The organism is Streptococcus sp. W151 (assembly GCF_053010205.1).
The window spans coordinates 159953-186097 of sequence record NZ_JBRKNT010000003.1 but is presented as its reverse complement, the minus strand read 5'-3'; the positions used below and the strand labels follow the sequence as shown (position 1 = coordinate 186097).

The 26145-nt window shown below is 44.8% G+C and carries 18 protein-coding genes; 8 read left to right on the top strand and 10 right to left on the bottom strand.

Features of this window, described 5'->3' with window-relative positions; all coding sequences use genetic code 11:
• Positions 1-10 precede the first annotated feature (10 nt).
• Positions 11-1258: an imidazolonepropionase gene (hutI, locus tag ACVC7Q_RS07005; protein ID WP_447265348.1), complete on the bottom strand. Its 1248-nt coding sequence runs from the start codon at positions 1256-1258 to the stop codon at positions 11-13.
• A 199-nt stretch (positions 1259-1457) separates the two neighbouring features.
• On the opposite strand from hutI, the gene ACVC7Q_RS07000 reads away from it, so the two are divergent.
• The 8 genes from ACVC7Q_RS07000 to hutG all read left to right on the top strand — a co-directional run bounded on the left by ACVC7Q_RS07000 (position 1458) and on the right by hutG (position 11609).
• Positions 1458-3488, top strand: a complete 2031-nt coding sequence (locus ACVC7Q_RS07000) for a urocanate hydratase (protein ID WP_447265347.1) — start codon at positions 1458-1460, stop codon at positions 3486-3488.
• 82 nt (positions 3489-3570) lie between these two features.
• Positions 3571-4470, top strand: a complete 900-nt coding sequence (ftcD, locus tag ACVC7Q_RS06995) for a glutamate formimidoyltransferase (protein WP_447265346.1) — start codon at positions 3571-3573, stop codon at positions 4468-4470.
• Between the two features lie 11 nt (positions 4471-4481).
• Positions 4482-5111 (top strand): cyclodeaminase/cyclohydrolase family protein, encoded by a 630-nt coding sequence (locus ACVC7Q_RS06990; RefSeq protein WP_447265345.1) that lies wholly within the window; start codon positions 4482-4484, stop codon positions 5109-5111.
• Positions 5112-5142: 31 nt separating this feature from the next.
• Positions 5143-6816: a formate--tetrahydrofolate ligase gene (locus tag ACVC7Q_RS06985; protein WP_447265344.1), complete on the top strand. Its 1674-nt coding sequence runs from the start codon at positions 5143-5145 to the stop codon at positions 6814-6816.
• A gap of 15 nt (positions 6817-6831) precedes the next feature.
• On the top strand, positions 6832-7410 hold the full coding sequence (locus ACVC7Q_RS06980) for a HutD/Ves family protein (RefSeq protein WP_447265343.1): 579 nt from the start codon (positions 6832-6834) through the stop codon (positions 7408-7410).
• Positions 7411-7431: 21 nt separating this feature from the next.
• Positions 7432-8760 carry an APC family permease gene (locus ACVC7Q_RS06975; RefSeq protein WP_447265342.1) on the top strand — a complete coding sequence of 443 codons (1329 nt, stop codon included), beginning with the start codon at positions 7432-7434 and terminating at the stop codon, positions 8758-8760.
• A 232-nt stretch (positions 8761-8992) separates the two neighbouring features.
• Positions 8993-10534: a histidine ammonia-lyase gene (gene hutH, locus ACVC7Q_RS06970; protein ID WP_447265341.1), complete on the top strand. Its 1542-nt coding sequence runs from the start codon at positions 8993-8995 to the stop codon at positions 10532-10534.
• Positions 10535-10616: 82 nt separating this feature from the next.
• Complete coding sequence (gene hutG, locus ACVC7Q_RS06965) at positions 10617-11609, top strand: formimidoylglutamase (protein ID WP_003005508.1); 993 nt, start codon at positions 10617-10619, stop codon at positions 11607-11609.
• Between the two features lie 152 nt (positions 11610-11761).
• Here hutG and ACVC7Q_RS06960 read toward each other — a convergent pair whose 3' ends face one another.
• The 9 genes from ACVC7Q_RS06960 to ACVC7Q_RS06920 form a co-directional block, all read right to left on the bottom strand.
• Positions 11762-14698, bottom strand: coding sequence for an AAA family ATPase (locus ACVC7Q_RS06960; RefSeq protein ID WP_447265340.1), 2937 nt, complete (start codon positions 14696-14698; stop codon positions 11762-11764).
• Between the two features lie 131 nt (positions 14699-14829).
• Positions 14830-15705: a methylenetetrahydrofolate reductase [NAD(P)H] gene (metF, locus tag ACVC7Q_RS06955; protein WP_447265339.1), complete on the bottom strand. Its 876-nt coding sequence runs from the start codon at positions 15703-15705 to the stop codon at positions 14830-14832.
• 113 nt (positions 15706-15818) lie between these two features.
• Positions 15819-18068, bottom strand: a complete 2250-nt coding sequence (gene metE, locus ACVC7Q_RS06950; RefSeq protein ID WP_447265338.1) for a 5-methyltetrahydropteroyltriglutamate--homocysteine S-methyltransferase — start codon at positions 18066-18068, stop codon at positions 15819-15821.
• 306 nt (positions 18069-18374) lie between these two features.
• Positions 18375-19982 (bottom strand): alpha-glucosidase, encoded by a 1608-nt coding sequence (locus tag ACVC7Q_RS06945; RefSeq protein ID WP_447265337.1) that lies wholly within the window; start codon positions 19980-19982, stop codon positions 18375-18377.
• 68 nt (positions 19983-20050) lie between these two features.
• Positions 20051-22282: a TIM-barrel domain-containing protein gene (locus tag ACVC7Q_RS06940; protein ID WP_447265336.1), complete on the bottom strand. Its 2232-nt coding sequence runs from the start codon at positions 22280-22282 to the stop codon at positions 20051-20053.
• A 432-nt stretch (positions 22283-22714) separates the two neighbouring features.
• Positions 22715-23389 (bottom strand): NAD-binding protein, encoded by a 675-nt coding sequence (locus ACVC7Q_RS06935; protein ID WP_447265335.1) that lies wholly within the window; start codon positions 23387-23389, stop codon positions 22715-22717.
• Positions 23390-23398: 9 nt separating this feature from the next.
• On the bottom strand, positions 23399-24781 hold the full coding sequence (locus ACVC7Q_RS06930) for a TrkH family potassium uptake protein (protein WP_447265334.1): 1383 nt from the start codon (positions 24779-24781) through the stop codon (positions 23399-23401).
• A 31-nt stretch (positions 24782-24812) separates the two neighbouring features.
• A complete protein-coding gene (locus ACVC7Q_RS06925; protein WP_447265333.1) occupies positions 24813-25577 on the bottom strand; it encodes a nucleoside phosphorylase in 765 nt (254 codons plus the stop codon).
• On the bottom strand, positions 25574-26143 hold the full coding sequence (locus tag ACVC7Q_RS06920) for a sugar O-acetyltransferase (RefSeq protein WP_447265332.1): 570 nt from the start codon (positions 26141-26143) through the stop codon (positions 25574-25576). The genes ACVC7Q_RS06925 and ACVC7Q_RS06920 overlap by 4 nt, the downstream gene beginning before the upstream one ends.
• Positions 26144-26145 lie beyond the last annotated feature (2 nt).

Below are 26145 nucleotides of genomic sequence, written 5' to 3'. Positions count from 1 at the left end.
ATGGAGTAGTTTAAATGACTTTTTGGCCTTTCTTGTAGACATCTGTCACTAGATTTGTCGCAAAGAAATAGAAGAGATAGTCTAGATTTGGCGCATCAAAGATGGTAATGTCAGCCTGCTTGCCAGCATCGAAAGAACCGATCGTTTTGTCACGATCTACTGAGTAGGCTGCATTAATGGTCACTGCATTGAGAATTTCTACTGGAGTTAGGCGCATCATGAAGCAACCCAGATGCATGGCAAACTGAAGATTGGCTGTTGGACAAGACCCTGGGTTGCTGTCCGTTGTTAGGGTAATGGCCATGCCAGCATCCAACATCTTACGAGCCGGTGCATAAGTATCTTCCATGAGGCTAAAGGTTGTGGCCGGCAACAGATTGCCGATAACTTTTGCCCTGGCTAGTTTTTCGATCCCCTCATCAGTAATGACCATCAGGTGTTCTGCGCTGGTGGATTGCAATTCAGCCGCTACGTCAACACCTCCAATAGACTCAATTTCATCCGCATGGATCCGTAACTTGAAGCCCATTTCCTTAGCTTTCGAAAGAAGATAGCGAGATTCATCTGCTGTAAAGACCCCTTTTTCACAGAAGATATCACAGAACTCAGCTAACTGTCCTTCTTTCACTTTTGGAAGCATTTGTTCCACAATGAGATCTAAATATTCTTGGGAACGGCCCTTGTACTCTGTAGGAATCGCATGGGCTGCCATAAAGGTAGATACCAAGTCTATTTGATGATCCCGATCCAGTGCAGCGACAACATCCAACTGGCGTTTTTCAGTTTCCCAATCCAAACCGTAACCGCTTTTCGCTTCAACGGTTGTCACCCCATGGCGCAACATGTAGTCCAACAGTCGTTTGGACTTGTCATAGAGGGTGTCAAAAGAAGCTTCCCGTGTCGCTCGAACGGTGCTTAGAATCCCTCCGCCTTGGGCGAGGATGTCTAAGTAAGAAACACCTGCTAATTTTTTAGCAAATTCATGCTCCCGACTGCCTCCATAGACTAAGTGGGTGTGGCAATCAATCAGGCCAGGGGTCGCAACTTTTCCTTCACAGGATTTTACTTCCGTATGGTCATCGATCAGTTCTGGGGCTGGTTGCCCTGTCCCAACTGCAAGAATCTTTCCATCTTTAATGGCGATATAAGCATCTGAAAGAATTTTTGCCTCTGCCATCTCCTTACCATAGAGAGGATGACCCAGATCATTTGGACAAAACAATTGGTTAAAGTGGGTTAATAGGATATCAGCTGACATATGAAACATTCCTTTCTATTTCCATCGTTATTCATTTTACAATTCTACAGAAAAAGCGTCAAAAAAAAGTCAAAAAGTTTTCCCCTCATTTTTTTTTGCTTTATTAAAAATTATATTTTTTTTTGACTCTTTATTGACGTTTCTTGGATACAATAAAGAAAATACAAATTCACAGTCCAACTATAAGGAGGGTTCTGCTATGTCATTTATAGACGAGAAAGAAATTGCAGCTGCTATGTCTGTCAAACTTGACTTTGATGTCCTACCTGAAAAGGCGACTTTTCAAGAAGGCATTCGTCGTGCACCGGATAGAGGCTTCCGCTTAACGCAGGCTCAGACCGAAATTGCCCTTAAAAATGCTTTGCGTTACATCCCTAAAAAATTCCACCAAGAGTTGATCCCAGAATTTCTAGAAGAACTGAAAACTCGCGGTCGGATCTATGGCTATCGCTTCCGTCCAAAAGATCGCATCTATGGAAAACCAATTGATGAGTACAAAGGAAAATGCACTGCTGCTAAGGCTATGCAAGTCATGATTGACAACAACTTGAGCTTTGAAATTGCCCTTTATCCTTATGAATTGGTCACTTATGGAGAAACAGGATCTGTCTGTGCCAACTGGATGCAATACAACTTGATCAAGAAATACTTGGAAGTGATGACAGAAGACCAAACCTTGGTCGTTGAATCTGGTCACCCTCTTGGCCTCTTTAAATCGAAACCAGAAGCTCCTCGCGTCGTCATTACTAACGGTCTCTTGATTGGTGAGTATGACAATATGCACGACTGGGAAATCGCTGAAGAAATGGGAGTAACCAACTACGGTCAAATGACGGCTGGTGGCTGGATGTACATCGGACCTCAAGGGATCGTTCACGGTACCTTCAACACCCTTCTCAATGCTGGTCGTCTCAAACTCGGTGTGGCTGATGATGGCGACTTGACCGGTAAACTCTTCATTTCATCTGGTCTCGGAGGGATGAGCGGTGCTCAAGGGAAAGCAGCTGAAATTGCAAAAGCGGTTGCCATTGTCGCTGAAGTCGACCGCTCTCGGATCGAAACCCGCCACTCTCAAGGCTGGATTAGTCAAGTGACAGACAGTGCGGAAGAAGCTGTGAAATTGGCTCAAGCAGCCCTGGAAGCTGGTGAATCAACTTCGATTGCCTACCATGGTAATATCGTAGACTTGCTCGAATATGTCAATGAACACCAAGTTCACGTTCATCTCTTGTCTGACCAAACCTCTTGCCACAACGTCTATGATGGTGGCTATTGCCCAGTTGGTATCAGCTTTGAAGAACGGACACGTTTGTTGGCAGAAGACAAAGAAACCTTCCATCGTTTGGTCGATGAAACCTTGGCTCGTCACTTCGCAGTGATTAAAGATTTGACGGCTAAAGGCACCTACTTCTTCGACTATGGTAATGCCTTTATGAAATCTGTTTACGACTCAGGCATCAAGGAAATTTCTAAGAATGGTTTGGATGACAAGGACGGCTTCATTTGGCCATCTTATGTAGAAGATATCATGGGACCTATGCTCTTTGACTATGGTTATGGTCCATTCCGTTGGGTCTGCCTCAGCGGTAAACACGAAGACTTGATTGCAACTGACCACGCAGCGATGGAAGCGATCGATCCAACTCGTCGCTACCAAGACCGCGATAACTACAACTGGATTCGCGATGCTGAGAAGAACCAATTGGTGGTTGGTACCCAAGCTCGTATCCTCTACCAAGATTGTATGGGTCGTGTTAACATTGCTTTGAAATTCAATGAACTCATTCGCCAAGGCAAGATTGGACCAGTCATGATCGGACGTGACCACCACGACGTATCTGGTACAGATGCTCCATTCCGTGAAACATCAAACATCAAAGATGGATCAAACGTTACTTGTGATATGGCGGTTCAATGTTACGCCGGTAACGCTGCTCGCGGTATGAGTCTTGTTGCTCTCCACAATGGTGGTGGTACTGGAATCGGTAAAGCTATCAACGGAGGATTCGGTCTCGTTCTAGACGGTAGTCACCGAATCGACGAAATTATCAAATCTGCTATTTCATGGGATACCATGGGCGGGGTTGCTCGTCGGAACTGGGCACGAAATAACCATGCTATTGAAACAGCGATCGAGTACAACCGTCTCCATGCAGGAACAGACCACATCACTATTCCTTATCTTGCAGACGAAGATTTGGTCAAAGAAGCTGTTCAAAAATTGTTTTAATATCAAAAAATAAAAACTGAGAAAGGGGAGGAAAATACAAAGACTTCTCCTCCCCACTTCTCCTATAAAAAGAGGTAATTATATGGCAAAAATTGTTGAGTGTATTCCGAACTTTTCCGAAGGACGCAATCAGGCTGTGATCGACGGATTAGTAGCTACTGCAAAGAGCATTCCAGGTGTTACTTTACTTGACTACTCATCTGACGCCAGTCACAACCGCTGCGTCTTTACACTCGTTGGGGATGAAGAAAGCATTCAAGAAGTAGCTTTCCAATTGGTGAAATATGCAGCTGAAAATATCGATATGACCAAGCACGAAGGCGAACACCCTCGGATGGGGGCAACAGATGTTTGTCCATTCGTTCCGGTCAAAGATATCACTACAGCTGAATGCGTTGAAATCGCTAATAAAGTGGCCGAACGCATCAATCGCGAATTAGGTATTCCAATCTTCCTTTACGAAGATGCCGCAACTCGTCCAAAACGGAAAAACTTGGCTAAAGTGCGCAAAGGACAATTTGAAGGAATGCCAGAAAAATTGTTGGAAGAAGACTGGAAGCCAGACTACGGTGAACGCAAGATTCACCCAACTGCAGGAGTTACAGCCGTTGGTGTCCGTATGCCACTCGTTGCTTTCAATATTAACCTTGACACAGACGACCTAGATATTGCCAATAAAATTTCTAAAATCATTCGTGGATCAAGCGGTGGATACAAATACTGTAAAGCGATCGGTGTCATGCTAGAAGATCGTAACATCGCCCAAGTCTCTATCAACATGGTCAACTTGGAACAATTCCCATTGTATCGTGTCGTTGAAACCGTTCGTTTCGAAGCACAACGCTACGGGGTTCGAATCATCGGAACAGAACTCATCGGACTTGCTCCTGCTAAGGCTTTGATCGACTCAGCTGAATACTACTTGCAATTAGAAGACTTTGACTACAACAAACAAGTCTTGGAAAATCACTTGTTGGGTTAGAAAGGGGATCTATGAAACTAGTTGACTTAAGTATTACAGAGTTTGCCAAGGTCCTTGGTTCGGATGCTCCAGCTCCAGGTGGTGGTTCTGCCGCTGCCCTATCCTCTGCAAATGGGATTTCCCTTACAAAAATGGTCTGTGAACTGACCATTGGAAAGAAAAAATACGCAGAATTTGAAGACCACATCAAAGGGATTCACGAAAAAAGTGCTCATCTCCAAGACCAGTTACTAGAAGCCATCGACAAAGATACAGAAGCTTTCAATGTCGTATCAGCTGTCTTTGATCTTCCAAAAGAAACGGAAGAAGAGAAAGCCGCTCGTCGTGAAGCCATGCAACAAGCCTTGAAACAGGCAACTGAATCTCCTTTCTCTATGATGGAGCTCATCGTTGAGGCGCTTGAAACCACCAAAGAAGCTGTTGGCAAGTCCAACACCAATGCGGCGAGTGACCTAGGGGTGGCTGCTCTCAACCTTAAAGCTGGCCTTCAAGGGGCTTGGCTCAACGTCCTGATCAACATTTCAGGAATCAAGGACCAAGACTTTGTCCAAGAATACCACGGCAAGGGTCTCGAACTCCTCCAAACAGGCTCTGATCTTGCAGACAACATTTACCAAACCATTTTAGAAAGTCTATCATAAACCTAACAAACAAAAAGAAAGAAGGGATTCTATGGTTTTATCGGATATTGAAATTGCCAATTCTGTCCAAATGAAGCCCATCACCGATATCGCTGCTGAACTTGGATTGACCGAAGACGACATTTCGCTCTACGGAAAATACAAGGCCAAAATTGATAGCAACCAATTGGAACAATTGAAAGATAAGGAAGATGGAAAGCTGATCCTCGTGACAGCCATCTCTCCGACACCTGCTGGAGAAGGAAAGACAACCACCTCTGTTGGATTAGTCGATGCCCTCTCAGCTATTGGTGAAAAAGCCGTCATTGCCCTGCGCGAACCTTCTCTTGGCCCTGTCTTTGGGATCAAGGGTGGAGCTGCCGGTGGTGGGTACGCCCAAGTAGTTCCAATGGAAGATATCAACCTTCACTTTACCGGAGACTTCCATGCCATTGGAATTGCCAATAACCTGCTTGCAGCTTTGATTGACAACCACATTCACCATGGAAATGAGTTGGGCATCGATTCTCGTCGGATTACCTGGAAACGGGTGGTCGACATGAACGACCGTCAACTTCGCCATATTGTCGATGGCCTTCAAGGAAAAACAAACGGGGTTCCTCGTGAAGATGGCTTTGACATCACAGTGGCTTCTGAAATCATGGCTATTCTCTGTCTCTCAGAAAATAGCCTTGACCTCAAAGAACGCCTCGATCGCATCATTATTGGGTACAACTACCAAGGACAACCAGTCACAGCTAAAGACCTCAAGGCTGGAGGTGCTATGGCAGCCATCCTCAAAGATGCCATCCATCCAAACTTGGTACAAACCTTAGAACATACTCCTGCTATCATCCACGGTGGACCATTTGCCAATATCGCTCATGGCTGTAACAGTGTGCTGGCTACTAAACTAGCTCTCAAATATGCAGACTATGTTGTGACAGAAGCTGGTTTTGGAGCAGACTTAGGCGCTGAAAAATTCATTGACATCAAGTGCCGCATTGCCGGACTCAAACCTTCTGCCGTAGTCCTCGTCGCAACCATCCGTGCTCTCAAGATGCATGGTGGAGTTGCCAAAGCGGACTTGGCTACTGAAAATGTCCAAGCCGTTATCGATGGTCTGCCAAACCTAGACAAACACTTGGCCAACATCCAAGAAGTCTATGGCCTACCTGTTGTCGTCGCCATTAACAAATTCCCACTGGATACAGAGGCAGAGCTAGAAGCTGTCTATGAATCTTGTAAGAAACGCCATGTAGATGTGGTTATTTCAGATGTCTGGGCACATGGTGGCGCTGGTGGACGCGATCTAGCTGAAAAAGTCATTCAACTAGCTCAAGAAGAAAACCACTTCTCTTATGTCTATGACCAAGAAGACAGCATTGAAACGAAATTGACCAAGATTGTTACAAAAGTCTATGGTGGTAAAGGAATTAGCTTAACACCAGCAGCCAAACGCGAACTGAAAGAATTGGAAGCTCTTGGCTTCTCAAACTACCCAATCTGTATGGCCAAAACGCAATATTCCTTCTCAGATGATGCGAAGAAAATGGGAGCACCAAAAGATTTTACTGTTAACATCAGCAATCTCAAGGTAGCTGCCGGAGCTGGCTTCATTGTAGCTCTTACGGGTACCATCATGACCATGCCTGGCCTACCAAAAGTACCTGCCAGTGAAAAGATTGATATCGATGCCCACGGCAATATCACTGGTCTCTTTTAAGAAAGAAGGCGTCCTATGGTGACTATCCTTCATCTTACTCCCGCAGATTATCAAATTTCTACCTGGTCCGGTGGCCAAACCACCCAACTCTTTCTCTCCCCAGAGGGAGGAAGTTATCCAGATCGGACTTTTGACTTCCGCCTCTCCACTGCAACGGTAGAGGTTGAAAAAAGTTACTTTACCGATCTCACTGGCTACCACCGAATCTTGATGCCCTTGAATGCCTCCATTCGACTCAACCATCAACAGAAAGAAGTGGTTTTGAACCCCTTTCAAAGCTACTTCTTTGATGGGGGAGATCCTGTATCTAGCCAAGGGACTTGTCAAGACTTTAATTTGATCTACAAACCTTCTTATCAGGGGCATATGAGTGCTATATCCCCAAATGAAAGTGTCAAAAGTCAGAGTCGCTATCAATTGATCTATGCTCTCTGTCCGCTAACACTAAAATGGGGAACGAATCATTCTCAAATCCTCCAAACTCACGAGCTCCTGGTGATCGAACAACCATCTCCCCTTCAAGAGATGACAATCACGTTTTTACCCCATCAGTCTGGGGAGCAACCGATTGCTATCTGGACTGGACTACAATAATGTTCACAAAGGAGAAACATTATGAACGGAGCACATAAACAGTCGATTGAGGAACAAGAAAAAGCGAAATTCAGCTTTAGTGGTGCCACTCTATACGGTATCAACGCCGTAATCGGATCTGGTATCTTCCTTCTCCCTCAAAAAATATATTCTGGCCTCGGGCCAGCTTCTCTAGCTGTCATGTTCGGAGTAGCCATTCTCGTCATGCTACTATCAGCCTGTCTGGCTGAAACGGCTGGCTACTTCGATAAAAACGGTGGAGCCATGCAATACTCAAAAGCCGCTTTCGGAGACTTCGTTGGCTTTAACGTTGGGATTCTCGGTTGGGCCGTTACTGTTATTGCCTGGGCTGCCATGTTAGCCGGCTTTGCTAAGATCTTCATCATTACCTTCCCAGCATTTGAAGGCTACAACCTTCCGATCAGTATCGGTATGCTGATTCTCTTGAGTCTGATGAACATCGCCGGTCTGAAAACCTCTAAGATGTTCACTCTGACAGCTACTGTTGCAAAATTAATCCCCATTGTCCTCTTCTCGCTCTTTGCCATCTTCTTCATTTCTGGCGGGGTAAGCAAGGGCAACTTCACACCTTTCCTTCAATTGGAAAGTGGAACAAGTCTCTTCAGTTCTATTTCTAGTACAGCCGTCTACATCTTCTACGGTTTCATCGGATTTGAAACCATGTCTATCGTTGCAGGGGAAATGCGTAACCCTGAAAAGAACGTTCCCCGCGCTATTCTAGGTTCTATCAGTATTGTATCTGTTCTCTACATGTTGATCATCGCTGGAACAATCGCTATGCTTGGTGGTCGCATTATGCAAACCGGTGCACCGGTACAAGACGCATTTGTCGAAATGATTGGCCCTATCGGAGCTCCACTCGTTTCTTACGGAGCCCTCATTTCAATTGCCGGTCTAAACATTGGTGAATCCATCATGGTCCCTCGTTTTGGTGCCGCATTAGCAACTGAAAAACTCTTGCCAGAGGGTCTTGGAAAAACAAACTCTAAGAATGCTCCTGTCATTGCCATTATCATTTCTGCTATCTTCGCTTTCTTACTCTTGTTATCTGGCTCTTTCGAATCATTAGCAACCTTTAGTGTTGTCTTCCGTTTCTTCCAATACATTCCAACTGCTTTGGCAGCCATCAAACTCAGAAAAATGTACCCAGACAAAAAGGTTACCTTCCGAGTGCCATTTGGTCCTGTTATCCCTGTTCTAGCTGTTGTGATCAGTATCTTGATGATCGCAGGGGACAATCTAATGAACTTTGTTTGGGGGGCCATTGGTCTCGCGATTGCAAGTGGACTTTACTTTGTTTTCCACGGCGATAAACTAGGTAAATCATAAAGCATTCTTCACTCGTTTTCTTAATACACTAGATGGGAACGTAGTCGGGAGCGAAGCTCGGTTTTGCTCCCTAGCCCATCTATGCTTTCACGAATATCAAACCTGAGCCCTTTTCTCTAAGACTGCTTTCAATTATCCTAAGATAAATAGACAATGGGCTCATGTTTGGTATCCAAACTGAAGTAAACACATCTACTTCCACAGAACAATTATTCATAATCGGAGGTTTTATATGACTCAATTGATTCATTTAGACGGCAATAGCTTAACACTCGAAGACGTCATCGCTGTCGCTCGCCATGGTGCCCAATGTGAGCTTGACGAACAAGCAAAAGAAGCTGTCGTCGCATCCCGTAAAATTGTCGATGATATCGTCCGTGAAAAACGAGTTGTCTATGGTGTGACCACTGGCTTTGGTTCCCTCTGTAATGTCAGCATCTCTCCAGAAGATACTGTTCAACTGCAAGAAAACTTGATCCGAACTCATTCATCTGGTTTCGGTGATCCACTTCCAGAAGATGCCGTTCGTGCCATCATGCTAATCCGTATCAACTCTCTCTTGAAAGGCTATTCTGGCATTCGTCTGTCAACCGTTGAAAAACTGTTAGAATTGCTCAACAAAGGAGTCACTCCTTATATTCCTGAAAAAGGCTCTCTCGGAGCTTCTGGAGACCTCGCTCCTCTATCTCACATGGTTTTACCAATGTTGGGACTTGGACAGGCCTACTACAAGGGTCAACTCTTAAGCGGCCAAGAAGCTCTCGACCAAGCTGGTATTGAAAAGATCCAATTGGCTGCCAAAGAAGGGCTTGCCTTGATCAATGGTACAACCGTTCTAACCGGTATCGGAGCTCTTGCAACCTACGACGGTATCCAACTGCTCAAACTGTCTGACATTGCCGGTGCTCTCTCAATGGAAGTCCACAATGGGATTACCAGTCCATTCGAAGAAGATCTCCATACTATCCGTCCTCAAAGTGGACAATTGGCAACTGCTCGCAATATCCGTAACCTCCTTGAAGGAAGCAAGAACACAACCGTTGCAACCCAACAACGGGTCCAAGATCCTTACACACTCCGCTGTATCCCTCAAATCCACGGAGCCAGCAAGGACTCGATCGCTTACGTAAAAGAAAAAGTTGAAATCGAAATCAACTCTGTCACAGATAACCCAATCATTACCAAAGAAGGCCACGTCATCTCCGGCGGGAACTTCCACGGTGAACCAATGGCACAACCATTTGACTTCCTAGGGATCGCCCTTTCTGAAATCGGAAACGTATCTGAACGTCGGGTAGAACGCTTGGTCAACAGCCAACTCAGCAAATTGCCATCCTTCTTGGTTAAACACCCTGGACTCAACTCAGGCTTCATGATTACGCAGTATGCGTGTGCATCCCTTGCATCTGAAAACAAAATCTTGTCTCACCCAGCTAGCGTCGATTCTATTCCTTCTTGTGAAAACCAAGAAGATTTCGTCAGCATGGGGACGACTGCAGCTCGTAAAGCAGCAGAAATTCTTAAGAACTCCCGTCGCATCGTTGCTACTGAAATCATGGCAGCTTGCCAAGCCTTGGATCTCAAGCCAGAGAATCATGAACTTGGTAAAGGTACAAAACCAGCTTATGAGCTGATTCGCCAAAAACTGAACTTCATTGAATTTGACAAAGATATCGAAATCTTTGAAGAACTCAATAAAGCATCTGCTGTTGTCGAAAGCGAAGAATTCTTAGCAACCATCGAAAAAGCAGTTGACTTAAGCATTCAATACTGATTCAGTAAGGATAAAGCAAAACAGAGGCTGGCGATCTTCTCAGCCTCTGCATGCTTTCAGAAAAATAAGGGAGGCGACAGGCTTGCTCACAAACTACTATCCAATGACCTATAGCTACTACCAAGGTAGCATCGAGGACAATCCCTACACTGCCAAATGGGGAATGGTCACCAAATTTTTAGACCTAAACGATGAGACCCTCACTCCATTTGAGGGGATGACCTTTGGGATCATCGGCTTTAAGAGCGACAAAGGAGTCTATATCAACAATGGGCGCGTAGGAGCGGTCGAAGGTCCTACAGCCATCCGTTCTCAAATCGCCAAACTTCCATGGCACTGGGGAACCAATGTAACAGTGTATGATGTGGGAAATATCGACGGGCCCAACCATTCGCTAGAAGAACTCCAAGAAAGTCTCTCACAAGCGATCCAGCGCATGTACCAATTAGGAATCCAACCCATCGTCCTAGGAGGCGGTCACGGAACTGCTTACGGCCACTACCTAGGGATCCAATCGAGCTTAAAAAAGGATGAACAACTGGCTGTGATCAATCTGGATGCCCACTTTGATCTGCGTCCTTACGACCAAACCGGGCCCAATTCTGGAACGGGTTTTCGTCAAATGGCTGATCACGCCAAAGAAAAAGGTCAGGACTTCCCTTACCTCATCCTTGGGATCCAAGAGCACAATAACAACCTCTTCCTCTTTAATTATGTCGCTAAAACACCAAGCATTGATTTCTTAACTGGCCAAGATCTCTTCCAGATGAGTCACCAAGCCATTCTGGATCGAATCGATCAATTTTTAGAAAACCAAACCGCGGTCTATCTTTCTATTGATATGGATTGCTTTGCGGTCGGTTCTGCCCCTGGTGTTAGTGCCATCCAATCACTTGGAGTCGACCCCAAACTAGCCCTCATGCTTCTCCAACACATTGCCGCTAGTGGTAAGCTAATCGGATTTGATGTCGTAGAAGTTTCTCCTCCTCATGACATTGACAACCACACTTCAAATCTTGCTGCGACCTTTATCTTTTACTTAACCCAAATATTGGCGCAACAAAAACTGAACTAAGAACATTTCGAGTCACGAAAAAAGCATAGAAACACTCATTGCTAGGGTATTTCTATGCTTTTTCTTCATTATCAGACGCAGTAGCCTTTCCGACAAAGATCCGAAAGGAGGCCTGGCCACTTAGTCTTTTCTTATGATTTAGGCAAGAGACACTACATGTCTTTTAATTTCTTAAGAAACTGACGATCTCTGTAGGGATTCAAGTGTTGCTCTGCCACTTTCTTATAGTAATTCTTCTCTTCTTTCAAGAAGGTACTCAGGGCAGGATCGAGCTCTTCTCCCTTCTCCTTTTGATTAGATAAGAAAGCTAATAGATAATGAACCATCCCCTTATCCCGTGAATTAGCAGATGGATTCATCGTCCTTTCTTTTCGAGCCAGATAAGCCGCAACCTTCTCTTGATCTCCTTGCTGGCAAGCGATTAAGGATTGATAAAATTCGAGCAATTCTTCCTTCCAAGGGAAACGAACACTGGATAAAATCTTCTGGGCTCTGTCAAAACAGAGGCGTGCTTGAACCAAATCTCCCTTCCAATAATAGGCGATGCCCAGATCAATATCAAATACGACACGGACAGAATCAACCGCTTGATCTCCCACCAAACGCAAGACCTCTTCTAAGTGGGTGACGGCTACTTGGAAATGGCCCCTAATTTGCTCTATTTCAGCGAGGTAGGCCAAAGAAGCCGCAATTTGAATGGCATACTTGGTCTGCATACTATTGGTCAAACTAAAGCAATCAATGGAGCGATACAGATGCCGGGTCGCCTGCTCCTCATCCCCAACCATCAGATGATACAAGCCTTTCAAGCGCAACTGGATCGCGATGACCTCATGATTGTTGGCTTGGATGGCATCTTCCAGAGCCAAATCTGTATAATAGGCCATCTCAGAAATGTTTTCTGTTTGAATGCAATAATAAATGATTTGCCGATAACCCTCTAAGAGGAAGTCTGACTGTTTGAGTTCCCGCGCATAGGAGATGACTTTTTGGATATCATGAATCCCCTTTTGATACTCCCCACTTCGAATAAAATAGCGACCTTCTAGGTACAAGTAACGCAGTTGCAAATACTTGTATTCTCTATCTCTTTGGTGCCTTGAAAATAGGTTATCTAATTCTTGGCGTAAGCGGGATAGCTCTCCCAAAATGTCCAAGTGGCTATTTGTACCATCTGATAGGAGCCCCTCATCTGCCTTGGAATAAATCGGAAACAGTTCATGCTCCAGCTGAAGGATTTCTTCTAAGTAGGTCAACTCAAACGATAAGGAGCGCAAGGGATTTTGCGATTGTTTGTATTGGTAGGCAATTTCCTTATAAAAGAGAAGGTCCGTTGAATCTTCTAAGGTTTCTTCCAATTTCTGCGCAATTTGTTGGTGGAAGAGGCGCCGTCTAGCTGGCGAGAGGAGATGGTAAAAGTACATGGCTACCAATTGCTTGCAAAATTGAACCAAGAGATCCTCCCCTTCTTCTACGATTGAGACGATCGCTCTTTCAGATAATGGCTCAACTAATTCTGTCAAAACAGGAAGCTCTGTAGCCGTTAATTCCGCCAAGATAGACAGGGAGATTGGCTTATGAAAACAAGATAAGTAGTGAAGAAGGGCCTCTTCCTCACTGCTCATATCTCCAAGTTCCTGAGAAAGATAAGCTTGGATGATATCCGGCAAGGGCTCTAAATTTTCATTTTCTTTCCACTCTTCGATATAGCTGGACAGGAAGAACGGACTGCCCTCACTCCATTCGACCATCTGCTCTATCACGGCCGGCTCTATAGCTCCCAGTTCCCCTTTCAAGAGAGCACGACTTTCACTTGGTTCAAAATTGGTCAACTCTAGTTGAGACAAGCGTTTCTCTACCTTCAAGCCCCCCAAGAAGTTGACGAAGAAATCTGGTAGGGGCTCTTCCGCTGTAAAAATTAGTTGCCATTTCTCCTGATTTCTTCGCTCTTCTAGTTGTTTCACTTTTTCTAGAGACACTACATCGATCCACTGGGCATTTTCAAGAAGAATCAGGAGCGGTTTTTCTTTGCTAAGGCCTTGAAGCTGATTCCACACTGAAATGAGATCATCCTCCCCTTCCAGAAATGGAATCCCCATCTCATCTCCCAGTTTCTCTAGAGCTTGTTTGAGATCATTCCAAATACTTCCTTCGAAGCGTTGACTAGTGGCTTTTCCTTCAACCTTGATAAAGTTAAAACTGCGATTGGTCATCAAGACCAACTGTCGTAACAGACGTTTCTTACCTGTCCCAGATTGCCCCATCACGAGAAAAGGACCTACTGCTTCACCCGTCTCGACTAAGGAAAGGTATTCCTCGAGTTGTGAGAGTTCTTGTTTGCGGCCAAAAAAGGAAAGTTCACGGATATTCAAGCGATTCGTCAGTTTATGAGTTCGTTTGGCTTTCAAAACTGAGTGATAAAGTTCCTCAATCGCTCGACTGGGACGCACACTGAGCTCGCGATCCAATAAATCAACAAGTTTATAATAGGTCTCGAAAAATTTTCCTAGCTGGTGATGGAAACTATAATACTCCATCAAGAGCTGGTAGTTTTTCTCTTCAAATTCATCCAGCTCTACCAAATGATGGAGCAAGAGTTCTATACTAGGATCTCCGAAACCGACCTTTTTAATCTTTTGATAGCAGCTTTCGACGTAGAGCTTCCTATAAGCATCCCGTTTGCGAGAAGCCCACTGATCAAAATCTTCATCGTCCTTGACATAAAATCCTTCTAGGAAGTCCCCCTGATAGAGATCTAAATGACTGATTGGATTCCTTTCAAAGAGCTGTACATCCAAAGAAAGGCTCAAATCAGGATTCAGAGCCAAACTGCTCCTCGTCGGAGAGACGATCACATCTCCTTCAAAGATTTTGTTGGCTTGATAAACGGTATTCCGTAAATTTTTCCGAGCTACTTGGTTTTCTTTATCTCCCCAAAGAATACCGGCTATTTCGTCACGATTGACCTCACCCATTACAGCCAAGTAATAGAATAAAGCCTCCATCTTCGAGAAGGAAAAACGAATATCTTTCTGATTAAATACAACCTTAGGGGGTCCAAATAACTTCAAGGTGAGTTCTCTCTTCATTGCAAACGCCTCCAAAATCTTCATATTAATACTATAAAAAAAAAGTTGTCTTTTAGCAAGCGATTGGCCCAAGAAAAAAGAGACTGAGAAAAATCTTTCTCAATCTCTACAATTCCTACTAAAAGTGTTGATCAATTCACTTCAAAATTCGGTTGATGAGCAAATAAAGCCTTTGTTGCTTGGTAGACGTGGTAAGCGACATCTTCATTGTTCATGGTATAGAGGTGGACACCTGCCACATCTTGAGTAACCAAATCAACGATTTGATCGACTGCATAAGCCAAGCCGGCTGCGCGAAGAGACTCTGGATCATGCTCATACTTATCAAGGATGGCTTTAAATTTCCGTGGGATATGGACATTTTCACAAGTCTTCAACAAGCGAAGAGCCTGATTGCGATTGAGAATCGGCATCACTCCTGCATGAATAGGAACATTGATCCCAGCTAAAGTACACTTATCTTGAAAATCATAGAAACGCTCATTGTCAAAGAAAAGTTGAGTGACCAAGCTAGAGCATCCTGCATCTACCTTCTTTTTCAGATTTTGAATATCTGAAATTTGATTTGGAGAATCTGGGTGACCTTCTGGGTAACAAGCACCAATCACATCAAAGTGAGGAGCTTCTGTTTTAATAAATTCAATCAAGTCCGTTGCATAACGAAAGTCTTTTAAAGGTTCCACACCAGGGATAATATCCCCACGCAGAGCCAAGATCCGATGTACCCCGACTTCATCTAACTCATGAAGAGTATCAGCCACTTTTTCCTTGGTCAAATAAACTGCTGGCAAGTGAGCAATTGTCGGAATAGACAATTCATTTTGAATGTAATTGGCTAAAGCAACCGTCGTCTCTTTGATATTGTATTTATTATTGCTAGCGGTCACACTAATGAAGTGAGGGGCTAGCTCCTGCATATTTTCCAAAGCACGTAAGAGTTTGGCATTGCCTACTTCAGGATTTGGAGGAAAAACTTCAAATGACAGAGACGGTGTGTGTTGTGACATATTCTATCCTTTTCTTTTGTTTCGTTGATCAAGAACTCTGAGCCACTGTTTCTAGAATAAGGGATGATTCGAAAACCCTCTACACGATGATAGAAGGTCCTCGAAACATTTTCTTACAAGTGTTCACGCGCTTCTTTAGCAGCATTAACTAGTTTGATCAAGCTTTCTTTTGTTTCTTTAATTCCGCGAGTCTTCAAACCACAGTCAGGGTTGATCCAAACTTTGCCACTTGGTACTTTCGCCAAGATCGCTTCGATAGTGTGATCAATTTCACCGTCTTGTGGGACACGTGGTGAGTGAATATCGTATACCCCAGGTCCAACTTCTGTTTGGAAGTTTTTTGCTTTCAACTCATCCAAGATTTCAAGGTTTGAACGGCTAGCTTCAAATGAGATAACGTCCGCATCCAAGTTGTCGATAGCTGGGATGATATCTGTAAATTCTGAGTAACACATGTGTGTGTGGATTTGTGTATCTGGCGCTACAGTTGAGTGTACCAAGCGGAAGGCTGGAATCGCCCAATCAAGATAGTCTTCGTACCAGTCGCTACGACGGAGTGGCAATTTTTCACGAAGAGCAGCCTCGTCGATTTGGATAATTTTCACGCCTGCAGCTTCAAGGTCAAGAACTTCATCCTTAATGGCAAGAGCGATTTGAAGAGTAGAATCCTTGATAGAGATATCTTCACGTGGGAATGACCAGTTAAGGATGGTAACAGGTCCAGTCAACATCCCTTTAACAGGTTTATCCGTACGACTTTGTGCGTAGCTAGACCATTTCACAGTGATTGGGTTGAGACGAGTGACATCACCCCAGATGATTGGTGGTTTCACCCCACGCATACCGTATGATTGTACCCAACCGTTTTTAGAGAAGAGGTAACCTGACAAGTTTTGACCGAAGTACTCAACCATGTCGTTCCGTTCAAACTCACCGTGTACCAGCACGTCAAATCCAACTTCTTCTTGCCATTTGATCCATTCATCAATTGTTTCAGCAAGGAAGGCATCGTATTCTTCTTGTGTCAATTCACCTTTACGGAAGGCCAAACGTTTAGCACGTACTTCCTTAGTTTGAGGGAATGAACCAATGGTAGTTGTTGGAAGCGCTGGAAGTTTGAAGGCTTCTTTTTGGATTTCTTCGCGTTCTGCGAAAACTGGCAAACGAGTATAGTCTGCTTCTGTCAAGGCTGCGATACGAGCATGAAGTTCAGCATTTGCTCCGACACGTTCGGTTGCGAAGAGTTCTTTGTTGGCAGCAAGGGCTTCTGCACCTTGACCATTGCGGATGGCATCCAAGTCACGCAATTCACCCAATTTTTCAACCGCAAAGGCGAAGTGATCCAAAATAGCTGGTTCAAAATCTTCATTAGCCGTTGTAAATGGCACATGAAGAAGGGAGCAAGAAGTAGTCAAGACAACCTTTTCAGCTGGAACTTGATCCAAGATTTCTAAGCTCTTTTCATAGTTGTTGCGCCAGATGTTTTTCCCATTCACAATACCAGCATAAAGGGTCTTATCAGCTGGGAAGCCACCTTTCACCAATTCAAGTGTTTTCTTTCCTTCAACAAAGTCAAGACCAATACCATCTACTGGCAAGTTCACAAGGTCATTGTAGACATCACGAACATCACCAAAGTAGGTTTGAATCAAGACTTCAAGGCCTTTCTTGTCCGCCAAGAGTTTGTTGTAGAGGTTCAAGAAGAGAGCTTTTTCTTCAGCTGACAAATCTTTGACAAGAGCTGGCTCATCGAGTTGGATACGAGTCGCACCAAGCTCTGCCAATTTTGCAAAGACTTCTTGGTAAGCAGCAGCCAGGCTGTCGACGAAGTCTTCCGCTTTCACACCATCTTCAAAGTCAGATAATTGAAGGAATGTGAATGGTCCAACGACTACTGGACGAGTGTTGATCCCCAATTCTTTAGCTTCTTGGTACTCATCAAAAATCTTGTGACCAGCCAATTTCACTTCTGTTGTTTTTTCAAATTTAGGAACGATGTAATGGTAGTTCGTGTTGAACCATTTTTTCATTGGAAGGGCACGCACATCCCCTTTTTCACCTTGGTAACCACGCGCCAAAGCAAAGTATTGTTCAAGATCTGTCAAATCCAAGTTTTGAACAGATGCAGGCACAACGTTGAAAAGGAAGGCTGCATCAAGGAAATTGTCGTAGTGTGAGAAGTCATTTGAAGGAATCTCTGAGATGCCTTGCTCTTTGACAATGTTCCAGTGTTTTGCACGCAAGTCTTTGGCGGCTGCCAAGAGCTCGTCTGCTGAGATTTCTTTTCTAAAGTATTTTTCAGTTGTAAATTTTAATTCACGGAATTCACCCAAACGAGGGAAACCGATAATTGTAGTTGACATGTTGTGTCCTCCAAAAATTCTAATTGACACTATCATATCAGAAGATAGCCGTCTTGTATAATTGCTTTTACACGAATTTTGGTATAGCTAAAAACTATAACACAGATTTAATGGGCCTTAAGAGCAAAGAATAAAAGCAAAAACTAGGACTTCTTATAAATATTTCCTATAGCCCATGCATCACCGAACCATTTTTGAGCGGATTCTGCTAGAAGAACAACCCCTAAAAAGCAAAACAGGCCTTCTCTATTGAGAAAGACCTGCTTTTATAAGGAAGTTCGTTCCTTAATTTTTTCATTTGCTTCATTAGGTTAATTTGACACAGAAGGCATCCCAAGGGGCTAACTTGCCCGATTCTAGGACTTGCTCTACCTTGGTATTGGCAATGAGAACCTCTTCAACTCCATTGACAAGCGGTATGTCTTGCTCTTGACTTGAGAGATTGACAACGACGAGGTAGGCTTGCTCTCTTTCTACCCGCTTGTAAGCAAAAACCTTGTCTACTGCGTCCACCAATTCATAATCAGCCGTCACAAGCCAAGGATGCTCTTTTCTCAAGGCCACCAGAGCTTGGTAGGTATAGAAAATGGAGTCTGGATCTGCTAAGGCAGCCTCAACATTGATCTCTTTGTAGTTTGGGTTGACCGCAAGCCATGGTTGACCTGTCGTAAAGCCAGCTTCTGCTTCATCATTCCACTGCATCGGTGTCCGTGCATTGTCCCGACCAATATGGCGGATCTGATCCATGATCACTTCGAGTGGCACTCCTTTTTCTAAGGCTTCATGGGCATAGTTGATTGACTCGATATCTTCTACATCCTCGAGGGTCTTAAATGGATAATTGGTCATCCCGATTTCTTCCCCTTGATAGATATACGGAGTCCCCTTCATCAAGTGAAGCAGAATTGCTAAAGCCTTGGCAGATTTGACACGGTAGTCGCCATCATCCCCCCAAGTTGACACGATGCGTGGGAGATCGTGGTTGTTCCAAAAGAGGGAATTCCAGCCTTCGTCTTTTCCTAATTCCGTCTGCCACTTGGTGAAAATTTCTTTCAATTTTGGCACATCCAATTCTTTAGCGTAGTGCCATTTTGGTTGCCCTGGTTGGTATTGAAGACCAATGTGTTCAAATTGGAAGACCATGGACAATTCTTGATTTTTTGGATTGGAATATTGCTTAGCAATCTCTGGAGTCGCTCCCCAAGTTTCTCCTACGGTGAGCAGATCCTTATCGCCAAAGGTGGCTTGATTCATTTCCTTCAAGTAAGGATGGAGCATGGGACCATTGCTGATGATTTCCTGATCTGGGATCTTACCGATCATATCGATGACATCCATACGGAAGCCACCAATTCCCTTGTCAATCCAGAAATTCATCATGTCATAGATCTGATGACGAAGCTCCTCGTTTTCCCAGTTGAGGTCTGGTTGCTTCTTACTGAAGTTATGCAGGTAGTATTGGCCTGATGCTTCATCCAATTCCCAAGCAGAGCCACTAAAAGCAGAAATAATGCCATTGGGCTCATCGCGCCAAATATAGAATTCCCGCTTTGGACTATCTGGATTTTCACGTGCTTCAATAAACCAAGCATGCTCATCAGAGGTATGGTTGACCACCAAGTCCATAATGATTTTGATCTTGCGTTTATGGCCTTCTGCGATCAATTCCTCCATATCTTCCATGCTACCAAAGATGGAGGCAATATCCTCGTAATCCGAGATGTCATAGCCGTTATCATCCATGGGACTCTTGTAGACTGGTGAGAGCCAGATCGCTGTAATCCCTAATTTTTCCAAGTAGTCTAGCTTGCTCGTGATCCCCTTGAGATCCCCGATGCCATCGCCATTACTATCCTTGAAACTCTTTGGATAAACTTGGTAAATTACGGCATTATGCCACCATTTTTGTTCCATTTTCTCTTCTCCTTTATGATTGTGAAATCACTTTCATCATACAAAAATAGGGGTGAAATTGCAAGAGTTTACAAGTCTTCATTCTCTTCACTGGAATAAATCACTTCAAAGAGACGTTGACGCAAACCTTCCTCTAAAGGCGTAATGATCTTCATCAACTGTTTCAAATCCTTGGCTGTTGAACAAGCCACAAACAATTCATTCTTCCTATCGTAGGCCAGATTGGCAGATTTCAAGAGCTCAAACATCCGATCTTCTTTGGCAATAGGACGTGATCGCAGCTCACCCATCGCAATTTCCTGACTGTGATTGTCCACTAAGATAGGGGCTGTCACAAAGGTATGGAGGAAGAACCGGTGCTGTCTCTTTTCAGGAAGTAGCGCTAGATCCCCTGTTAGATCCAGTCTAATCTTTCTTTCATCCCAATTGACAGTTAGGCGGGTTTCAACCCGGTTATCTCCTTCTCCTTCAACGAGTACGAAGGAACGATTGTCACCTGGGAAAAGATGCCAGTCCAGCATTTCCGGGAGCTCTACCCCTGTCTGCGGTTGTGCATCCATAGGGATGATGGCTCCTGCACGCGCAAAGACCGGAATATCCTGGCTAGCTCTAAAGACTGTGAGTTTGCCTTTTCCTTCGTACTTCCAATCATGGAAGAAATCATACCATACTCCGTCTGGGAACCAAACACTCACAGAAGCACTATGATAGACAGGATCCAGAGCCTCTGTAATTGGGGCCACCATGAGTTCACTACCAAAGAAATATTGATTTTTAGCCTCATAAGCCTCTTCTTCGTTTGGGTAATGGTAATAGAGGGGCTGAACCAAAGGCAGTCCTTCTTCATGCGTCGCCACATTCATGGTATAAAGATAAGGTAGTAAGCTGTGACGCAGGCGCAAATACTGCTTCATCCAGCGACAGGTCTCAGGCGAGTAAAACCACGGTTCCTTGCTGTTAAAGGCATTACAAGAACTATGGAGACGATTGATCGGGCTAAAGACCCCAAATTGCAACCAGCGAAGTGCCAAGTCTTCATCATAGTAACCCCTCATATGGCCACCAATATCGTGACTCCACCACGTATAACCGATATTTGAAGCTGTGCTGGTAAAATAGGGTTGAAAGGCTAGGGATTCCCATGTCACAATGGTATCCCCTGAAAAACCGATCGGATACCGGTGGCTGCCAGGACCCCCATAACGCGATAAGATGAGACCAGCTTGACCTGTTCGGCAATTGTCTAGATAATGATAGTGATTTAACAACCAAAGGGGATCCATCTTGCCATGACTTCCCTGTTGCCAATCAATCCACCAAAAGTCGACTCCTTGATTTTCCAAGGGATGGTGGACATCTTCGAAATAAGCTTCGCGAAAGGCTGGACTGTAAAAGTCAAAGCTAGCCGCTTCTTCTTTTTCCGCATCTAATCCCAAGCGTTTTGCGACCAAGGGGTAAGCATCTTCGAAGGCACGAATGCCATCTGCTGGATGGACATTTAAGGTCACCTTTAAACCACGCTCATGCAGACCATGTAAGAAGGCAGCTGGATCAGGAATCAAGTCCTGGTTCCAACTATAGCCCGTCCAACCACTTCCAAAGCGAGCAGGAATTGCTGTCTTGTGCCAGTCCATATCGATCACACTGACAGCCAAAGGTACCCCTTCAGCTTTGAAACGATCCATTAAATCTGTGTACTCCTGACTGGTATAAGGCCAATACCGACTCCACCAGTTTCCCAGAGCATAACGTGGCAAGAGGGGGGGTTGTCCCGTCAGATGGTAAAAATCTTTCAAGGCCCCTAGATAATCGCGCCCATAACCAAAGAAATACAGATCCACTTCTGGACATGGCCGTGCTCTGAATCCGCTTTCGACATCATACAAGTAGGAACTGGAATCGTCCAAAAGAGCATAACCGGCCTTGCTCAAGATCCCATCTTCCAACTCCATAGCTCCATCGACCTCGTCAAGCGTCCGACTGGTCCCTTTCAAGGTCTCAGGCTGATCTCCATAGTGCCACCGGCTACCATAGACTGCATACTGACCCTTGAGCTCGATAAAAAGCCGATCCGATCTAAAAGGTCCTTTTTCAAAATGAAGGTGGAGATGCTCCGTATGCAGATCGAGGACCTCTTCTGTCTCTACGACCTCACAGGCAACAGGTCCAAAATCACGATTTTGCACAACTTGCGTCTGACCATCTTCAAAAACACCACCCTCTGAATATTCCAAGCGCACCAAAGATTCCGTTAATACGGAGATTCGGTAGTTCTCTCCCTGTATCACTGATCCTGCCATTTGTCTTTCCTCCTCTTTTTATGGGGCATCTGACTGCCCGCTTTTTATCTGCTTCTCCTCACTGCGTAAGCGTTTACGTTTTTTACTATAGCACTCAAAAAAAGGCCTGTCAACATCTGACAGAGCCTTTCCTAAAATTTTATAAGATCAACTTCCCAATGGATCAAGAGATACATGAGACTCGATCCAAACATATCTGCCGAGGCATGCATGAGGAAAAATGGCAAGAGATTCTTGACGACCTTGAGGACGGACGTTAGGTGAAATTATCCAGTGGATGATTTCAGCAATCCAGGAAGTTCCATGACTAATTAAGATACAGAGGGCGTCTGCGGAGTAAAAATTAAAAATCATTTTTCTGCAGAATCATTTCACCTATTTTAGTTAAAAAATAGGTTATCAACATTCTGAAACGACCATTCGGTCGTTTTCTCAGTTTGTTTCCTCTAAGAGGTCTTGGATTCTATCTAGATACTGGTTGTCTGTCACCGCCATCACGCGCACCCCTTCTGGCCAGATAAAGTCGGGACCAATCTGACTTCGCAAAGGCTGGTCTTCTCCATCTCGATAGCCGATGATATTGAGTTGATATTGGTCTCTGATTTCCAAGTCTCGGATGCTTTTTCCTACCCAGCTAGCTGGAACCGTAAACTCGACCACCACCACTGCTTCATCCAACTGGAAGACTTCAATCCCGTGTTGGAAGAGGATCATCTTGGCTAGAGACATTCCCGCTTCTACCTCTGGTAAAATGACCAAATCAGCCCCAATTTTCTCAAGGACTTCCTTGGTCACTTCATTTTTAACCTTGGCAATGACGTTTTCAACACCAAGGGCCTTACAGTGCATGACAGCCAGCACGCTGGACTCCAGGTTTTCCCCCGTCGCGATCACGACCGTGTCACAATTCCCAATATCTGCCGCATCCAAGAGATCCAAGTCTGTAATATCCCCGACAATTCCAGTTGTAATCATGGATTCATACTGGTTGATCACATCTGCGTGATCGTCAATTGCAATAATATCCACATCCTGGTCCTGCAGCGTTTTCAGAACACTCTGTCCAAAAATTCCTAATCCTAAAATTCCAATGGTTCGATTTGCCATAAGTCTCTCCTATCCGATAATGATGTCTGCCTTGGCATACTGCAAGGTATCTACTTTCTTGGCTTGGTAATTGTTCAAGCTGACCATGAGGGTCAAGGGACCGATCCGCCCAATAAACATGAGGACCATGATAATGCCTAGTCCCGCTCCATTTAAGGTCGAGGTTACATTGGCGGTCACTCCCACTGTCGCTAGAGCGGATACCACCTCAAAGACCAAATAAATAAAGCGTTGGCCATCCGGCGTCACCAAACAGATTCCTAATAGCCCCACTAAGAAGGTCAACTGGAATATCACCGCTGTCCCAAAGGAACGTTGAACAAGGTCCGGTGAAATTGTTCGTTTTCCTAAGTTGGTATGTGGTAGCCCCAACAGTTCCTTCCGAGCCAGGAGCAAGAGGACCAGGAAAGTGGTGATCTTCATGCCCCCTGCTGTCCCACCTGGTGCCCCACCTAGGAACATCTGTAAGAGATAGATAAAGAGCGTCACTGGCCGGACTGCTGTATAATCTAGCGAAGCAAAACCAGCCGTCCGCATACTGACAGTTTGGAAGAAGCTGACCAAGATCTTCTCTCCTAATGGAAGGGACCCAATCGTTGCTGGATTATTAAACTCGGTCATAAGACTAGTCACTGTCCCAAAGAGAAGGATCGCCGCCGTTAACCAGAGAACCACCTTGGTATGGAAGCGAAGAGTTCGCCGTCCTGATTGATTGCGGGCCTTGGTGGCTAGGTCAAACCAAACCATAAAGCCCAAGCCCCCAGTAATAATAAGGGCAGACAAGGTCAGATTGACCAACCAATCGGTCTGGAAACTCATCATACTATCGTCCCCAAAATTATCAAAGCCCGCATTACAAAAGGCGGAAACCGCGACAAAGATGGAGTTAAAGATTCCATGGTCCCAGCCAAAGCGAGGAATGAAGCGAATCATGAGGAGCAAGGCCCCCAGTCCTTCGATGGTAAAGGTGGTAATGAAAATAGAACGGACAAAACGAGCCAAGCTCTGGTTATTACTAAAGCCAAAGCTATCCCGAATGGTCTGCCGGTCCTTGTAGCTGAGCTTTTGGCGGCTTTCCATAAAGAAGAGACCGATAAAGGTCAAGATCCCCAGGCCACCAATCTGAATCAAGAGCATACAGATCAACTGCCCCCAGGCATTATAGGTCGAAGCCACTGACTGGGTAAAGAGCCCCGTTACACAGACCATAGAGACTGCTGTAAAGAGGTGGTCGATATAACCTGCTTTTGAGCTTGCTTGCTGGACAAAAGGCAGACTCAATAAGAAAGAGCCGATCAAGATAACTAAGGCAAAGCTGAGAAAGATTCGCCTTGCCGGAGACAGGCTTTTAATCTTAGACTGCCATTGTTTAAAAAATAATTTGACTAACATAGCTTCATTGTATCATAAAAAGAGAATAAACCTACAAGTGATGAACCATTTCTAGGCATAATTCTAAGGCTTTCTCAAATGCTTCAGACCCCCAGTCACGCTGGTCATAATTTCCCAGGTCTGCAAGAGAATCTGCGGTAAATAGGAGCAAGCCCCAAACCGCATCACGAAGCTGAGCTACTGCTGCCAGTGAGGCGCACTCCATCTCCACCACACTACATCCTTCTTCAATGCGATAGGCTACCTTGTCGGGCGTTTCTCTATAAAAGCCGTCGGTCGACCAAGTCATGACCTCTTGATAGGCAATGGACGCTTGTTTTAGAACCGTTTCAATGGCAGTCAGTGCGCGACGATCCACTTCTATATACCGAGAAGGCGCCACATAATGGTAACTAGCTCCCTCATCTCGCAAGGCCTTGGTCGGAATCAAAAAAGCATTTTCTTCCATGTCCACCAAGACGCCACAGCTACCTGCTGAAATAATCTTCTTCACCCCGTAGCCAATCAACCAATCCATGAATTGGGCAGCAGGTGCAGATCCAACTGGCGCTTGTGCCAAGCAGATTTCCTCTCCTTGGTGCTCCATGACATAAACCGGATAGGTCTTGGTAGCTGAGACAAAGCTGGCTACTTGTTTGGCTCCGACAGCTTTCGCAAAGCGATCAATCTCATTCTCTAAGAAAGCATAAACGCATTTTTCAGGCAAGTGCAGGTCTAACCCCTCATGAGTCGGCATAATGACTGCCTGCGGGTTGTCATCAAACTCTAAAATAGGAATTTCATGTTTTTGGATCATCCCTTCTCCTTTTTGACGGGTATTTCTTTGATAACACGGGCTGGGTTTCCTCCAAGAACTACATTATCTCCAAAGGACTTGGTCACGACTGCCCCAGCACCAGCGACCACATTATCACCCAGCGTGACACCAGGAAGGATGGTGACACCTCCTCCTGCCCAGAAATTGTCCCCAATGGTAATCGGAGCTCCGTACTCGAGACCAGAATTACGCTCGTCTGGATCCAGTGGGTGTAAGGGGGTCAAAAATTGGCAATTAGGACCAATCATGGCATTCTTTCCAATGGTAATGGGACATATATCCAACATGGTCAAATTGTAATTGGCATAGAAATGCTCTCCCAAATGGATGTTGACGCCGTAATCCACAAGGACTTGACGATTGAGATAGAGGTTGTCGCCAGTAGAGCCAAACCACTCTTTGATGATGGTGGCCCCTTTTTTAGGGTCTACTTCTTGGTTAAAGGCTTCTTGTTTCTCCCGAGAAGCTTTGGCCAAAGCCCGTAATTCAGGGTCCGCAGGTCTATAATAGTCACCTGCAATCATTTTTTCATATTCACTGGCCATAA